Below are 15,254 nucleotides of genomic sequence, written 5' to 3' on the forward strand. Positions count from 1 at the left end.
GCACTGCAGCCGTACCGCATCGTCACCCGACATCGTCACCCCGACGCGAGGAGCGCCCGTGTACCCCGACGACCTGACCTACAGCAGTGAGCACGAGTGGGTGCGACGCCCCGGCGAGCACGACGGCTCCGTGCGTGTCGGCATCACCCACTTCGCCCAGGACGCGCTCGGCGACATCGTCTACGCCTCGCTGCCCGCCGTGGGGGAGATCGTGACCGCCGGGTCGCCGTGCGGCGAGCTGGAGTCGACCAAGTCGGTCAGCGACATCTACGCGCCGGTCAGCGGCGAGGTGGTGGCCCGCAACGAGGCGCTCGACGCGACGCCGGAGCTGGTCAACAGCGACCCGTACGCCGGCGGCTGGCTCTTCGAGGTCGTGCCCTCGGACCCGGCCGAGCTCGATGAGCTGATGGACGCCACGACGTACGCCGACTCGCTCGAGAGCTGAGCGTCGCGGGCCGGGTGCCCGGGGCCGGACGTTCCGGCTTGAAGCGTCCGGCCCGACTGGTAGGTTCTGACAACCGTCAACCTCGACCCGTCCTTGAGGGTTGGGGGACCACGATCCCGGAGGATGACCGAATGCCGTTCTGCACCGCGTGTGGCAGGCAGAATCCCGACGACGCCCGCTTCTGCGCCCAGTGCGGAACCCGCCTCGTGAGCGTCGAGACCCCCGCCAGCGAGCCCGCCGGCGAGACGACGGCGACCATCCAGATCGGCGTGCCGGCGGAGAAGTCGGAGACCTCCGACCGCCAGCTCGACCCGGTCGACGCGGCCGCGGTCGACGCGCTGCCCGCCGGTCACGCGCTGCTGGTCGTGCAGCGGGGCCCCGGCTCCGGCAGCCGGTTCCTGCTCGACACCGACGTGGTGAAGGCCGGACGGCACCCCGACAGCGAGATCTTCCTCGACGACGTCACCGTCTCGCGCCGGCACGCGGAGTTCACCCGCGACGGCGACACCTTCACCGTCGCCGACGTCGGCAGCCTCAACGGCACCTACGTCAACCGCGACCGCATCGACCACGTGCGGCTGAGCGACGGCGACGAGGTCCAGATCGGCAAGTACCGGCTGGTCTTCTTCTCCGGGCACGAGAGCGCCTGAGCCTTGGCGGCCACGGCTCCCGGAGGTGCCGCGGGCGCAGCGCCCGCCCGGATGAACATCGGGCAGGTGCTCGACCTGCTGCGACCGGACTTCCCCGGCGTCACGATCCCCAAGATCCGCTTCCTGGAGGACAAGGGCCTGATCAAGCCCGAGCGCACGCCCGCGGGCTACCGCAAGTTCTCCCACGAGGACGTCGAGCGGCTGCGCTACGTGCTGCGGATGCAGCGCGACCACTACCTCCCGCTCAAGGTGATCGGCGAGCACCTCGACGCCCTGGACCGCGGCCTCGAGCCGCCGCCCATCGATCCGATCGTGCCCACCGTGCCGAGCGTCGCGCTGGCACCCGACGGGCTGCCGAGCCCGGAGTCGTTCGCCCGGCGCGACGACGTACGCCTCTCGCGCCTGGAGCTGATCAAGATCGCCGGGATCACCGAGGAGCTGCTCATCGAGCTGGAGCAGTACGGCCTGGTTGGCCGGCGCCCCGGCTCGCGGCACTACGACACCGACTGCCTGGTGGTCGCCCGCACCGCGCGCGAGCTGGCCGACTTCGGGATCGAGCCGCGCCACCTGCGCGCCTTCAAGACCGCCGCGGACCGGGAGGTCGGCCTGGTCGAGCAGGTCGTGGCGCCGCACCGTCGCGCCCACGACGCCGCGGCCCGGGCCCGTGCCGACGAGGCGGCCGCCGAGATCGCCGCGCTGTCGGTGCGGCTGCACGCGACGCTGGTCAAGCGCGCCCTGCGCTCGCGCTAGCCCCCACGGGCGCGGACCCGTCCGCGCCCGCCGCGCGGCGCCCGGACCCATCACCGGCGGAGTAGGCTGAACTCGTGCGCGAAGTCGATGTCATGGGTGTCCGTGTCGAGATGCCGTCGAACCAGCCGATCGTGCTGTTGCGCGAGGTGTCGGGGGAGCGGTACCTGCCGATCTGGATCGGGGCCGTCGAGGCCACCGCGATCGCGTTCGCGCAGCAGGGCGTCGTACCGCCGCGCCCGCTCACCCACGACCTGCTCAAGGACGTGCTCGAGGCCACCGGCAACGAGCTGAGCGAGGTCCGCATCACCGAGGTCCGCGACGGCGTCTTCTTCGCGACCCTGGTCTTCAGCTCCGGCGTCGAGGTCAGCGCACGCCCGTCCGACTCCATCGCCCTCGCGCTGCGCACCGGCACCCGCATCCTGTGTGCGGAGGGCGTCCTGGACGAGGCCGGACTCGCCGTCCCCGCGGAGCAGGAGGACGAGGTCGAGAAGTTCCGCGAGTTCCTCGACCACGTCACGCCCGAGGACTTCGACGCCCACGAGGGCTGATGAGGATGCTCACCCTCACCCGCAGGTTGAGGGTCGGCGACACGCCGCGCACCTCGTTGACCGGCCCTGCCCGTGGCCGTACCTTGAACTGTCTCTGTTGTAACTCCACCGTTGTCGTCGTGCCCGCAGGACGACAGCACCTTCCCCTGGCAGTTACGCACAACGGAGTAGACCCACGGAGGACCGTGTGAATGAGCATGAACAGGAGGTGAGTCCCGATGTCGCGCGGGCAGCAGAAGCCGCCGGCGAACAGGGACTCCTCTTCAACGACGACGTCTCGACCCTGCCCAGTGACACCGGCTACCGCGGCCCGACGGCGTGCAGCGCCGCCGGGATCACCTACCGGCAGCTGGACTACTGGGCCCGCACCGGCCTGGTCGAGCCGACCGTCCGAGGCGCCAGCGGCTCCGGCACGCAGCGTCTCTACTCCTTTCGCGACATCCTGCTGCTGAAGGTCATCAAGCGCCTTCTCGACGCGGGCATCTCGCTGCAGCAGATCCGCACCGCCGTGCACCACCTGCGGGAGCGCGGCACCGACGACCTCACCCGCGTCACGCTGATGAGCGACGGTGCGTCGGTCTATGAGTGCACGAGCAACGACGAGGTCATCGACCTGCTCCAGGGCGGTCAGGGTGTGTTCGGCATCGCGATCGGCGGTGTCTGGCGCGAGATCGAGGGCACCCTCGCCGAGCTGCCGAGCGAGCGGACCTCCGACGACTCGGCACCCTCGGCCAGCGACGAGCTCGCCGCCCGGCGGGCACGACGGATCGTCTGAGCCGAGCTGCACGTTCCTCCGACACGCCCCCGCAACCACCCGGTTGCGGGGGCGTATCGCTGTCCGGACAAGCCTGCCGGTGCCGTTGAGGCTGCTAGATTGGCCGCGCTGACGAACCCGCACGGGAGAGTCTTCGCGGCGGATCCTCACCGATCCGCTGGCGAGCGCCGAAGGGGCAATTCCTCCCCGGAACCTCTCAGGCACCCGGACCGTGCGAACCAGGCAACTCTGGAGCGGCGACCCCCGGCAAGGCCGGGCGGGCGTGGTGACAGAGGGGGAGGCGACCCGATCATCTCGATCCGAGGAGCCCTCCGTGAGCGCCGTCCCGTCCCGCACCGACCTGCCCGAGCTGCACGGGGCGCTGCCCTTCGTCGACCGTCACGTCGGGCTCTCCGCCGACGCCGTCGCGACCATGCTGGCCCGCGTCGGTCACGCCTCGCTCGAGGAGCTGATGGACGCCGCCGTGCCCGGCGCGATCCGCAGCGCAGACGCGCTCGACCTGCCGCCGGCGCTCTCCGAGCACCAGGTGGCCGACGAGCTGCGTGCCCTCGCGGCCGCGAACCGCCCCGGCGAGGCGATGATCGGACTGGGCTACCACGCCACGATCACCCCGCCGGTGATCCGGCGCAACGTGCTGGAGGACCCGAGCTGGTACACCGCCTACACGCCGTACCAGCCGGAGATCTCCCAGGGCCGCCTCGAGGCGCTGCTGAACTTCCAGACGATGGTCGGGGACCTCACCGGCCTGCCGACCGCCAACGCCTCGCTGCTCGACGAGGGCACCGCGGCCGCCGAGGCGATGACCCTGGTACGCCGGGCCAACCGCGCGGCGTCCGGTCCGTTCGTGGTCGACGCCGACGCGCTGCCGCAGACCATCGAGGTGGTGCGCACCCGTGCGGAGGCCATGGGCATCGAGGTGGTGCTCGCCGACCTGACCGACGGGCTGCCCGCCGGGCTCGACCAGGTGTGCGGGGTGCTCGTGCAGTACCCCGGCGCGTCCGGGCGGATCACCGACCCGCGCCCGGCGATCGACGCCGCACACGAGCGGGGTGGTCTGGCGGTGGTCGCCGCCGACCTGCTCGCGCTGACCCTGCTGGAGTCGCCCGGCACGCTGGGCGCCGACGTCGCGGTCGGCACCACCCAGCGCTTCGGCGTCCCGCTCTTCCACGGCGGGCCGCACGCCGGCTACATGGCGGTGCGCGCCGGGCTGGAGCGGCATCTGCCCGGCCGCTTGGTCGGGGTGTCCATCGATGCCGAGGGCCGCCCGGCGTACCGCCTGGCGCTGCAGACCCGCGAGCAGCACATCCGCCGCGACAAGGCGACCTCCAACATCTGCACCGCCCAGGTGCTGCTGGCCGTCGTCGCCTCGATGTACGCCGTCTACCACGGCCCCGAGGGGCTGCGGGGGATCGCGCGGCACACGCACACGTTGGCCACGCGCGCTGCGGCCTCGCTGGCCGCCGCGGGCCTGGCGATCACCACCGACACGTTCTTCGACACCTTCGGCGTCGTGGTGCCCGGGCGCGCGGCCGAGGTGGTTGCCGCCGCTCGGGCCGAGGGGCTCCAGCTCCGGCTGGTCGACGCCGATACCGTCGGGCTGTCCTTCTCCGAGGTCAGTGGGGAGCAGACGCTGCGGGGGCTGCACGCGGCCTTCGGCGTCGCTGCGCAGGAGGTCGAGCCGGCGGCCGCCCTGCCCGCGGAGCTGGCCCGCACGACGTCGTACCTCACCCACGAGGTGTTCTCCGCGCACCGCAGCGAGACCCAGATGCTGCGCTACCTGCGCCGGCTGTCCGCGCGCGACTACGCGCTGGACCGCGGGATGATCCCGCTCGGGTCCTGCACGATGAAGCTCAACGCGACCACCGAGATGGAGCCGGTGTCGCTGCCCGGCTTCGCCGACCTGCACCCGTTCGTCCCGGCCGAGGACGCAGCCGGCTACCACCGGCTGGTCGCCGAGCTGGAGGGCTGGCTGGCCGAGGCCACCGGCTACGACCGGGTCTCGGTACAGCCCAACGCCGGGTCCCAGGGCGAGCTGGCGGGTCTGCTCGCGATCCGTGGCTACCACCGGGCCCACGGCCAGGAGGCTCGTGACGTCTGCCTGATCCCGTCCTCGGCGCACGGGACCAACGCCGCCTCCGCGGTGATGGCCGGCATGCGGGTGGTCGTCGTCAAGGCCGGCGAGGACGGCGCGGTCGACCTCGACGACCTGCGCGCGCAGTGCGAGAAGCACGCCGACGATCTCGCCGCGATCATGGTCACCTACCCCTCCACGCACGGCGCCTACGAGGACACCGTCACCGAGCTGTGCGAGATCGTGCACGCGCACGGCGGGCAGGTCTACATCGACGGCGCCAACTTCAACGCGCTGCTCGGCTATGCCAAGCCCGGGGAGTTCGGCGGCGACGTCTCGCACCTCAACCTGCACAAGACCTTCTGCATCCCGCACGGCGGCGGCGGGCCGGGCGTCGGCCCGGTCGCGCTGCGCGCGCACCTCGCGCCGTACCTGCCCAGCCACGGGATGCACCCCGACCCCGAGCGCCGCGACGGCATCGGCGCGATCAGCGCGGCGCCGTACGGCTCGGCCGGGATCCTGCCGATCTCGTGGGCCTACGTGCGCCTGATGGGTGCCGCCGGGCTGACCCGGGCGACGGCGTCGGCGGTGCTGGCCGCCAACTACGTCGCAGCCCGGCTCGACGAGTACTTCCCGGTGCTCTACCGCGGCCACAACGGGCTGGTCGCGCACGAGTGCATCCTGGACCTGCGCCCGCTGACCAAGGCGACCGGCGTGAGCGTCGACGACGTGGCCAAGCGGCTGGTCGACTACGGCTTCCACGCCCCGACGATGTCGTTCCCGGTGGCCGGCACCCTGATGGTCGAGCCCACCGAGTCCGAGGATCTCGGCGAGATCGACCGGTTCTGCGACGCCATGATCGCGATCCGCGCCGAGATCGAGCGCGTCGCGTCGGGGGAGTGGAAGGTCGCCGACTCCCCGCTGCGCCACGCGCCGCACACCTCGGCGGCCGTGCTGGGCGAGTGGGACCGCGCCTACCCGCGCGAGCTCGGCGCCTTCCCGACCGGACCGGACCCGGACAAGTACTGGCCCCCGGTGGCCCGCATCGACCAGGCGTACGGCGACCGCAACCTGGTCTGCTCCTGCCCGCCGCCGGAGGCGTTCGCGGAGGGGTGAGCTTTTCGCGGTAGTTCGTGACGTTCGAGACTGTGGACAGCCTTCTCCACAGTCCCGGACGTCACGAACTACGCCGACCTGCGGCCGGGCGGATCGTCAGCGGGTGCGGATGCCGCGGACCCGGCCCTCGAGGTGGAAGCCCCCGCGGCGGCCGGTCGCGTCCCAGGACACGACCGGACCCTTGACCCGCACGGTCCTGGTGGCACCGGCGGGCACGCGGACAGCGCCGTACGCACGAGCGGCCGACGTGCCTCGCGCCCCGAGCCAGGGGAGCTCGGCGCTCCGGTCGTGGGGCTCCCAGCTGAACCGCATCGGCAGCGTGCTGGGGTTGGTGACCCGCAGACGGCCGGGCTTGCCGGCGACCTTGCGGACCGTGACCTTCGGGGCGGGCAGCACGGTGGCCGTGACGGTGGCCGGGGCGAGAGCCGTGCGGTCGCAGGCGTAGTAGGTGAACCGGTAGGTGCCGCTGGCCTTCGGCCCCGTCGCCACGAGGGCGTAGCCGGGCTCGGCGAGCGGACCGAGCTCGTCGAGTTCGTCCTCCCCGAGGCCGAGGAGGTCGGCCAGGCCGATCGAGCTGACCGAGCCGTTGGCGGCGAGCAGCACCCGGCGAACGGGCGAGCGCTCGACACGGCACACGGCGAGCTCGTCGCCGTCGGCGTCGGCGTCGTTGGCGAGCAGGTCGAGGTGCGTGATGCCGGTGGCGTAGAGGGTGACCGCGTCGTCGCCGGCGACCGGGGCGGTGTTCGGCTCCGCGTGCGCGGTCGCGCTCATGAGCGGCAACATCGTCGCGGCGGCGAGGACGCCCACCGCCGCTCGGCTGACGCTGCGGACAGACTGGTGGCGCATGGGACTCCTGGGGTGCGTGTTGCCGCTGTGAACCCGGCCACGCTACGGCGGCCCGCTGTCGGTGTCCCGGGATCAGCTGAGGTCCGCGGGTGCCTCGCGTCACAGGACAGGCCGGGACAGCGGGCGGACACCTCACGTTTGGTCCCCAACGACATCGGTTCGGGAGCTTCCGGTGTCGTTCGTGACCAATCCTGCGGGTCCCACCGGGCCAGGGCAGCCGGCGAGCCCGCGGCCTGCGTCCTCAGGCCCTCAGTGGGCCTGCGTCCTCAGAGAGCCTGGGAGACGCTCGACATGTTGAAGTCCGGGACCCGCAGCGCCGGGGTGGCGGTGCGCGAGAAGTAGTCCTCGCCCCACTCCCGGCTGAAGCTCGGCACCGTGGCCGAGGCGTGGGTGAACCGGTCCAGGATGCTGATCGGGCTCTCGTTGAAGCGGAAGTTGTTGACCGCGCCGGTGACCTTGCCGTCCTCGACGAGGTAGACGCCGTCGCGGGTCAGCCCGGTGAGCAGCAGGCTCTGGGTGTCGACCTCGCGGATGTACCACAGGCAGGTCAGCAGCAGGCCGCGCTCGGTGCCGGCCACCAGGTCGTCGAGGGTGCCGGTGGCGCCGTCGACGGACAGCACCAGGTTGTCGATGGCGGGGGTGAGCGGCTGCCCGGTCATCGCGGCGGAGTGCCGGGTCTGCAGCAGGGCCGCGAGCTCGCCGTCGCGGATCCACTCGGTGCGGTGCAGCGGGAGGCCGTTGTCGAAGACCGAGGACTCGTTGCCCGAGGTCGTCGCGATCACGAACGGCGCCGCCTGGAGCCCGTCGTACGCCGGGTCGGAGAGCAGATGGACGCCGGGTCGGGCGATCCGCTCGCCGATCCGGGTGCCACCGCCGCGTCGGCTGTACACCGACTGCCCCTCGTGCGCGACGCGCGCGCCGGCCGACCAGTACGCGTCGATCATCAGGTCGGCGACCGCGCTCGGCGGCAGGATCGTGTCGTAACGCCCCGCCGGCAGCTCCACGCGGCGCGAGGCCCAGGCGAGGCGCTGAGCGAGCTCGTCGTCGAGGGCGAGGGCATCGATGCCCGCGAAGTCGCGGGTGGCGCCGCCGACCCACGCGCTGCGGGTCAGGTCGGCGCTCTTGCCGGTGACCCCGTAGTGCCCGGTCGGCTGCACGTGGCGCAGCCGCAGACCGGTGCTGGAGCCGAGGTAGGTGGTGGTGACCTCGTGGCTGACGAAGCCGTAGAGCACCCGCTGGGCGCCCGCGGCCCGGCCGAACGCCGTGCCGAGAGCGGGGGCGAAGGAGCCGAAGACGCCGATGTCGGTGGCGGCGGGGGCATCGTCCCAGTCGGCGGAGACGGCGTCGCCGGCCAGCGGCGCGACGTCCTCGGCGGGCGACGCGGCGCGGGCGACGGCGTCGGCGGCCCGGGCCAGGTCGGCGACCTGGGCCAGCAGGGTCGCGGTGCCGGTGACCGAGCCGGTGGCGGTGCCCTCCGCGGTGCGCACGAAGGAGATCACCGTGACCTCGCACCCGCGGGTGACGCCGTTGGTGGTGAGGGTGTTGTTGGCCCAGCGCAGGTTGGCGGAGGCGGTGGTGCGCACCAGCACGACGCACTCGTCGGCGTCGGAGGTCGTGAGGGCGTGCTCGACGAAGGACTGGGGCGAGAAGGAGCTGCTCATCGGGTGCCTGCCTCGTCGGTGGTGTTGAGGATGCGGACGCCGCGGAACAGGGCGCTCGGGCAGCCGTGGCTCACCGAGGCGACCTGGCCGGGCTGGGCCTTGCCGCAGTTGAAGGCGCCGCCGAGGACCCAGGTCTGCGGCCCGCCGACCGCCTCCATCGATCCCCAGAAGTCGGTGGTCGTCGCTTGGTAGGCCACGTCGCGGACCTGTCCGCGCAGCTCGCCGTCGCGGATCTCGTGGAAGCGCTGGCCGGTGAACTGGAAGTTGAAGCGCTGCATGTCGATCGACCAGCTCTTGTCGCCCACGACGTAGAGCCCGCGCTCGACGCGGCTGATCAGCTCCTCGGTGCTCGGGCCGTCGGGCGCTGGCTGGAGGGAGACGTTGGCCATCCGCTGGATAGGCACGTGACCGGGGGAGTCGGCGTAGGCGCAACCGTTGGAGCGCCCGTCGTTGAGCTCCGGCATCGCGTGCGCCATGGCCCGGTCGAGCTGGTAGCCGACCAGCACGCCGTCGCGGATCAGGTCCCACGACTGGGCCTCGACGCCCTCGTCGTCGTAGCCGATGCTCGCCAGCCCGTGCTCGACGGTGCGGTCGCCGGTCACGTTCATGACCGGGGAGCCGTACTGCAGGGTGCCGAGCTGGTCGGGGGTCGCGAACGAGGTGCCGGCATAGCTGGCCTCGTAGCCCAGCGCCCTGTCCAGCTCGGTGGCGTGCCCGATCGACTCGTGGATCGTGAGCCACAGGTTGGAGGGGTGGATGACCAGGTCGTGCTCGCCGGCGACGACGCCCGGTGCCCGCAGCTTCTCCGCGAGCAGCTCGGGCACCTCGGCCAGCTCGGCGTCCCAGTCCCAGGCGCCGCTGCCGGATCCGGGCCGGCCCGCGACGTACTCCCACCCACGGGCGACGGGAGGGGCGATGCTCGCCATCGAGTCGTAGGTGTCCCCGACGGTGCCCATCGCCTCGAACCCGGGCTGGACCCGGACCCGCTGCTGGGTGGTGCGGGTGCCGGCGGTGTCGGCGTAGTACTTGTTCTCGTGCACCTGCAGCAGGTACGCCGAGGCGTGGTCGACGTCGGCGCCGCGACGCAGCCGCTCGGTCCAGTCGATGAGGACCGCCGCCTTGTCGGCGAGCGGCGTCGCGAACGGATCGATCTCGCAGGGGCCGACCCAGGTGACGTCGCGATGCGTCGGCTCGGCGGCGAGCTCGACCGGGACGGGAGTCATCGTGGCGGAGAGCTCGGCGACGGCGATCGCCTCGCCGGCGACCCGCACGGCCTCCTCGGGGGTCAGCACCACGCCCGAGGCGAAGCCCCAGGCGCCGCGGTGCACGACGCGCACGGCGAAGCCGAGGTCCTCGCGGTCGCTGGCGCCCTGGAGCACGCCGTCGCGCACCGAGAGCACCTGGGAGCGCACCCGCTCGAAGCGGAAGTCGGCATGCGTGGCGCCGAGGTCCCGGGCCCGGGAGAGCGCGGCCTCGCCCAGGCCGCGGTAGGGCAGGGCGGTGAACGTCGGGTCCAGCGAGCTCGGGCCGGTCATGGCGGTGAACCTACCCCGAGCGGGACGCATCGGTCGCGGCCGATGACTCCGGCCCCGCCGCGGGGTCGGATCGATGGGGCGCGCGACCACCCGACCGATCCGAGGAGAGCCATGGACCTGCGACTGAACCCCTACCTGAGCTTCGACGGCACGGCAGCGGAGGCGATGGAGTTCTACCGCGGCGTCTTCGGCGGCCACCTCGCTCAGACGTCGTACGCCGAGGCGGGTCAGAGCGACGAGCCGGGGGAGCGTGACAAGGTGATGCACGCGATGCTCGTCAGCGCCGACGGGTTCGTGCTGATGGGCGCGGACAACCCCGCGGGCCTCGAACGCATCCCCGGCAACGCCTTCGCGGTATCGCTGAGCGGTGCGGACGAGACGAAGCTGCGCGGCTTCTGGGAGCGGCTCAGCGACGACGGGGCCGTGGTGATGCCGTTGACCCAGGCGCCGTGGGGCGACGCCTTCGGCATGTGCATCGACCGCTACGGAACCAGCTGGATGGTCGACATCAGTACGCCGACGCCGGCCGGCTGAGCGAGAGCGAGGAGCCCTTGCGGGTCTTGGTCACCACCAGCTGGGCCGGGATCCGGTCGCGCATCTCCGACACGTGGCTGACCACCCCGACGACCCGCCCGCCGTCGCGCAGCGAGTCCAGCACGTCGAGGACGTCGTCGAGGGTGTCGGCGTCCAGGGAGCCGAAGCCCTCGTCGACGAAGAGGGTGTCGAGGTCGGCGCCGCCGGCCTCCTGGGTGATGACATCGGCCAGCCCCAGCGCGAGGGCGAGGGACACCACGAAGGTCTCGCCGCCGGACAGGGTGACCGGGTCGCGGGACTCACCCGACCAGTCGTCGCGCACCAGCAGGCTGAGGCCGCCACGGGTCTCACCGGCGCCGCGGCGCGCGGTGTGCTCGAGGGTGTAGCGCTGGTCGCTCATCACCGCGAGCCGCTCGTTGGCGGCCGCGACCACCTGGCTGAGCCGGTAGGCCAGGACGTAGGCGGAGAGCCGCATCTGCAGGTGGTTGTCCGGGGACCGCCCGTCGACGAACGAGCACAGGCGGGTGGTGAGGTCGAGGTCCTCGCGCACCGGCGCCCAGGCATCGAGGGCGGTGCCGAGGGCGGCGCTCAGCTGGGTGAGCCGCCGGGCGCGCCCGGCCCACAGCGCGGCGGTGGACCGTGCGCTGCCGAGCGCGGCGAGTGCGTCGCCGTGGGCGGCCTCCAGGGCAGCCGGGTCGGGCAGCTCGGCCGCGGCGATCTCTGCGCTGTCGGGCTCGGCGAGCACCTCGAGCGCCGAGGCGCGCCGCTGCTCGTGGTGGGCGACACGGCGGGCGAGCTGCTCGATCTCCTGGGACGGGAGCACCGCGGCCAGGGCGTCCTCGACGCTGTGGAACCCGGCGTCGGCGACGGCGGCCGCGAGCGCCGCCTCGGCCTCCCGGGCCGCCGCGGTGGCGGCGTCGTGCTCCTCGGCCGCCCGGAGCGCGGCGGCCAGCACCCGTGCCCGGCGCTCGTGCTCGGCGGCCAGGGAGGCGAGGTCGGTGTGCTCGGAGCCGACGAGGAGCTGCTCGACGCACTGGCGGACCCGCGCGGCCTCCGCGCGGCAGCCCGTGAGCTCGCTGGTCAGGGCGCTCTGCTCGGCGGTGAGGTGGGCGTGCTGCTCGGTGAGCCCGCGCAACCGGGCCTCGGTGCTCTCGAGGCGCTCGGTGAGCTCGCCGGCGAGGTCGGCGGCACGCTGGGCGTCGGCCAGTCGGGCCCGGGTCGCGTCGAGCTCGGCGGCGAGCGTCGGCTCGTCGCCCTCGCCGGCGCGCTCGCGGGCGAGCTCGAGCAGCATGGTCAGCTCGCGCACCTTCTCGGCACGCAGGTGCTCCTCGGACTTGGCGTCGTCGACCGCACGCTGGGCCTCGCGCTCAACGGCGGCGTCGATCGCGTCGGCACCGCGCTCGGCCTTGAGCGGATGGTCCTGCGACCCGCACACCGGGCAGCACTCGCCCACGGCGAGCGCCGCGGCGATCTCGCCGGCCATCCCCTCCAGGCGGGCCTCGCGCAGGTCGAGCCATTCCTCGCGGCGGCTCGTGAGCGTGGCGCGCGCGGCGTCGAGCTCGGCGGTGGCGCTCACGAGCTGCGGGCCGAGCTCGCCGAGCTGGCGGTGCGCGGCCCACCGCTGCTCCAGCGCCGCGACGGCGGCGCCCAGCGAGCCGGCCTCCGCGGCGCTGCCACGGGCGGCGTCGAGGTCGGTACGCAGCGTCGCGAGGGTGGCCGGCAGGGCGGCGGCGTCCTCGCGCAGCGCGGTGGCGCGGGTGGAAAGCACCCGGTCGCGCTCGGTGAGGTCGGCGACCTGCGTCTCCAGCGCGGCGAGACGGCGCTCGTCGGGCATCGCCGCGCGCACCTGGGCGGCGGCGTCGAGCGCACTCGTGTGGGCGTCGGTGATGTCCGCGCGACCGGCCACCAGCAGACCGAGCGCCGCCGCGGCGTCGTCGAGGGCGGCGTCCGCGGCGAGGGCGGTGCGCTCACGCGCCGCCGCGGCGCCGAGCGCCACGCGGTGGACGGGGGCCACCGTGGCCGCACGACGGGCCCGGTCGAGGCGCTGCGCGTCCTCGGCATGGCTCTCGGCCGCGTCGTCGAGCGCGCGCAGCTCCGCCGCGGCGGCGTCGAGGCGACGGCGGCGCACCAGCAGCGCGCGGGCGTCGTCGAGTGCCTGTCGGGCGGCGTGCTCGGCCGCCGCCGCGGCGCCGGCCGCGGCCTCCGCGGCGACGTCGGCGCGAGCGGCGTCGTCCGCGAGGCCGCGGGCCCAGGCGCGCACGGAGCCGTCGGCCGCGGGGACCGTCAGGTCGCGCGGGTCCCAGTCGGCCGGCGGGTGGGCGTCGGTGGCCTCGCTGACCCGGCTGACCAGGTCGGCGACGTCCTGGTGGGCGGCGTCGCAGGACCGCGCGAGGGTGCGGCGGCGTTCGCGCAGCCATCCCTCGACCTGCTCGAACCGGCCGGTGCGGAAGAGCCGCTGGAGCAGCTGGTGGCGCTCCTCGGAGCGGGCGCGCAGGAAGGACTGGAAGCGGCCCTGCGGCAGCATCGCCACCTGGGTGAACTGGGTGAGGTTCATGCCGAGCAGCCCGGCCACCAGGTGCCCGGTCTCGTCAAGCCGGGTGGAGAGGGTGACCCACTCACCGTCGACGCGTTCGGCGATGACCACCGAGGCCTGCTCGGTGGTGGTGCCGGTGCCGCGCTTCTTGGGCCGCTCCCACGCGGGGGAGCGGCTCAGGCGGAAGCGGCGCCCGGAGAGGGTGGTCTCCAGCACCACGCGGGGCGCGACGCCCGGCGCGGCGTGGTCGGAGCGCAGCCGGCGCGCCGATCCCCGGTCGCCGGGCACGTCGCCGTACAGCGCGAAGCACACGGCGTCGAGGACGCTGGTCTTGCCGGCGCCGGTCGGCCCGGAGAGGAGGAACAGGTCGGCCCGGGACAGCTCGTCGAAGTCGACGGTGACGGTGTCGGCGAACGGCCCGAAGGCGGTGATCTCGAGGGTGTGCAGGCGCATCAGCCGGCCACCACCGGGTCGAGGTCGGTGTCCTCGCAGCAGGAGTCGACGGCCTCGCGCAGCAGCGCCGCCTCGGCCTCGGAGGGCGGCGTGCCGCGCAGCTGGGTGACGAACTCCTGGGCGATGGCGTGGTCGGAGCGGCTGCTGGGGCGCTGGGTCGGCAGCATCCCGATGCCGGTGGGCGTCGCCTCGAAGCCCAGGACGAGGGTGTGCGGGAAGCGCTGGCGCAGCCGCTCCATCGCGCGCACCGGGCGGACCTCGTCGCTCAGGGTGACCTGGAGCCAGGAGCCCTCGTGGCGGGCCAGGGAGGGGTCGACCAGCAGGTCGTCGAGGGTGCCGCGGATCCGGGCCAGCGGGCGGGGGACGGGCGCGTCGATGAACTCCGCGCGCACCGTGCCGTCGCGGTCGAGGTCGACCAGCCAGCTGCCCTTGCGGTGGGTGGCCTCGGAGAAGGAGTAGGCGAGCGGCGAGCCGCTGTAGCGGACCCGGTCGTGCAGCGTGTGGCGTCCGTGCAGGTGGCCTAGGGCGACGTAGTCGATGCCGTCGAAGACCGAGGTCGGGACCAGCGAGACGCCGCCCACGCTGATGTCGCGCTCGGAGTCGCTGGGCTCGGCGCCGGCGACGAAGGCGTGGGCGAGGACCACCGAGCGAGTCCCGGGCCGCGCACCGAGGTCGGTGCGGACCCGGCGCATCGCCTCGGTCAGCGCGGCCTGGTGGGACCGGGCGGGCAGCCCCCAGGGCTCACGCACCGCGTCGGGGTCGAGGTAGGGGATGCCGTGCACTGCCACCGGCCCGTGCTCGTCCTCGAGCAGGACCGGGGTGCCGACGGTCGCGGGGTCGGTGCGGATGAAGACCCCGGCGGCGTCGATGAGGCGCGAGCTGAAGCCGAGGCGCTGCGCGGAGTCGTGGTTGCCGCTGGTCAGGACCACCCGGGCGCGGGAGGCGGCGAGTCGGGCCAGCGTCTCGTCGGCCAGGCGCACGGCGTCCACGGCGGGCAGCGCCCGGTCGTAGATGTCGCCGGCGACGAGCACCAGGTCCACGCGCTCGGCGGCGACCACCTCGAGCAGGTGGTCGACGAAGCCGGCCTGGTGCTCCAGCATCCCCTCACGGTGGAAGGACCGGCCCAGGTGCCAGTCGGAGGTGTGCAGGATCCGCATGTGCGGCACGGTAGTCGGCGCCTCCGACAGTGCTCGTACCCACGCCGCCGGCGCGGGGCCCGGGCGTCGTAGCCGAGGAGCCGCGGTCGTGAAATGTTTCACAAACCGGGGTGTGGCCTTGGGTTGCCGACATCGTGTCGGTACGTTTCCCGACATGATGTCGATTCCTGCTCAGGCGGT

At 73.5% G+C, this 15,254-nt stretch carries 12 protein-coding genes and 1 riboswitch; of the genes, 7 read left to right on the forward strand and 5 right to left on the reverse strand.

What is annotated here, in order from left to right:
• Positions 1-58 precede the first annotated feature (58 nt).
• From gcvH to gcvP, 6 genes are all read left to right on the forward strand, one after another.
• Entirely contained in the window at positions 59-445 is a 387-nt protein-coding gene (gcvH, locus tag HBO46_RS09305) for a glycine cleavage system protein GcvH (RefSeq protein WP_166138574.1), read from the forward strand.
• Positions 446-576: 131 nt separating this feature from the next.
• Positions 577-1,095: an FHA domain-containing protein gene (locus HBO46_RS09310; RefSeq protein ID WP_166138571.1), complete on the forward strand. Its 519-nt coding sequence runs from the start codon at positions 577-579 to the stop codon at positions 1,093-1,095.
• A 51-nt stretch (positions 1,096-1,146) separates the two neighbouring features.
• Positions 1,147-1,845 carry a transcriptional regulator FtsR gene (ftsR, locus tag HBO46_RS09315; RefSeq protein ID WP_191480224.1) on the forward strand — a complete coding sequence of 233 codons (699 nt, stop codon included), beginning with the start codon at positions 1,147-1,149 and terminating at the stop codon, positions 1,843-1,845.
• A 74-nt stretch (positions 1,846-1,919) separates the two neighbouring features.
• Entirely contained in the window at positions 1,920-2,393 is a 474-nt protein-coding gene (locus tag HBO46_RS09320; protein ID WP_166138569.1) for a bifunctional nuclease family protein, read from the forward strand.
• Positions 2,394-2,601: 208 nt separating this feature from the next.
• Entirely contained in the window at positions 2,602-3,168 is a 567-nt protein-coding gene (locus HBO46_RS09325; protein WP_224769461.1) for a MerR family transcriptional regulator, read from the forward strand.
• Positions 3,169-3,280: 112 nt separating this feature from the next.
• Positions 3,281-3,390: riboswitch (glycine riboswitch) on the forward strand.
• Between the two features lie 190 nt (positions 3,391-3,580).
• Entirely contained in the window at positions 3,581-6,355 is a 2,775-nt protein-coding gene (gene gcvP, locus HBO46_RS09330; RefSeq protein ID WP_397187335.1) for an aminomethyl-transferring glycine dehydrogenase, read from the forward strand.
• Between the two features lie 96 nt (positions 6,356-6,451).
• Here gcvP and HBO46_RS09335 read toward each other — a convergent pair whose 3' ends face one another.
• From HBO46_RS09335 to HBO46_RS09345, 3 genes are all read right to left on the reverse strand, one after another.
• Positions 6,452-7,201, reverse strand: a complete 750-nt coding sequence (locus HBO46_RS09335) for an Ig-like domain-containing protein (RefSeq protein WP_166138563.1) — start codon at positions 7,199-7,201, stop codon at positions 6,452-6,454.
• A gap of 266 nt (positions 7,202-7,467) precedes the next feature.
• Positions 7,468-8,862: a metallopeptidase TldD-related protein gene (locus HBO46_RS09340; protein WP_166138560.1), complete on the reverse strand. Its 1,395-nt coding sequence runs from the start codon at positions 8,860-8,862 to the stop codon at positions 7,468-7,470.
• On the reverse strand, positions 8,859-10,397 hold the full coding sequence (locus HBO46_RS09345) for a TldD/PmbA family protein (RefSeq protein ID WP_166138557.1): 1,539 nt from the start codon (positions 10,395-10,397) through the stop codon (positions 8,859-8,861). The genes HBO46_RS09340 and HBO46_RS09345 overlap by 4 nt, the downstream gene beginning before the upstream one ends.
• Positions 10,398-10,508: 111 nt before the next feature.
• Between HBO46_RS09345 and HBO46_RS09350 the strand changes: the two genes are divergently transcribed.
• A complete protein-coding gene (locus tag HBO46_RS09350) occupies positions 10,509-10,931 on the forward strand; it encodes a VOC family protein (RefSeq protein ID WP_166138555.1) in 423 nt (140 codons plus the stop codon).
• Here HBO46_RS09350 and HBO46_RS09355 read toward each other — a convergent pair.
• Positions 10,906-13,917, reverse strand: a complete 3,012-nt coding sequence (locus HBO46_RS09355) for an AAA family ATPase (protein ID WP_166138552.1) — start codon at positions 13,915-13,917, stop codon at positions 10,906-10,908. The genes HBO46_RS09350 and HBO46_RS09355 overlap by 26 nt on opposite strands.
• Positions 13,917-15,074, reverse strand: coding sequence for an exonuclease SbcCD subunit D (locus HBO46_RS09360; protein ID WP_166138549.1), 1,158 nt, complete (start codon positions 15,072-15,074; stop codon positions 13,917-13,919). Before HBO46_RS09360 ends, HBO46_RS09355 begins: the two co-directional genes overlap by 1 nt.
• Positions 15,075-15,254: the final 180 nt, after the last annotated feature.

It is taken from the genome of Nocardioides ochotonae, from assembly GCF_011420305.2.
GTDB classification, from domain to species: Bacteria; Actinomycetota; Actinomycetes; order Propionibacteriales; family Nocardioidaceae; genus Nocardioides; species Nocardioides ochotonae.

What these genes read in the sequence shown, in the direction of transcription:
- HBO46_RS09310 (WP_166138571.1), top strand. Translation starts at nt 577, where the DNA reads ATGCCGTTCTGCACCGCGTGTGGCAGGCAGAATCCCGACGACGCCCGC.
- ftsR (WP_191480224.1), top strand. Translation starts at nt 1,147, where the DNA reads ATGAACATCGGGCAGGTGCTCGACCTGCTGCGACCGGACTTCCCCGGC.
- gcvP (WP_397187335.1), top strand. Translation starts at nt 3,581, where the DNA reads ATGCTGGCCCGCGTCGGTCACGCCTCGCTCGAGGAGCTGATGGACGCC.
- HBO46_RS09335 (WP_166138563.1), bottom strand. Translation starts at nt 7,201, where the DNA reads ATGCGCCACCAGTCTGTCCGCAGCGTCAGCCGAGCGGCGGTGGGCGTC.
- HBO46_RS09340 (WP_166138560.1), bottom strand. Translation starts at nt 8,862, where the DNA reads ATGAGCAGCTCCTTCTCGCCCCAGTCCTTCGTCGAGCACGCCCTCACG.
- HBO46_RS09345 (WP_166138557.1), bottom strand. Translation starts at nt 10,397, where the DNA reads ATGACCGGCCCGAGCTCGCTGGACCCGACGTTCACCGCCCTGCCCTAC.
- HBO46_RS09350 (WP_166138555.1), top strand. Translation starts at nt 10,509, where the DNA reads ATGGACCTGCGACTGAACCCCTACCTGAGCTTCGACGGCACGGCAGCG.
- HBO46_RS09355 (WP_166138552.1), bottom strand. Translation starts at nt 13,917, where the DNA reads ATGCGCCTGCACACCCTCGAGATCACCGCCTTCGGGCCGTTCGCCGAC.
- HBO46_RS09360 (WP_166138549.1), bottom strand. Translation starts at nt 15,074, where the DNA reads ATGCGGATCCTGCACACCTCCGACTGGCACCTGGGCCGGTCCTTCCAC.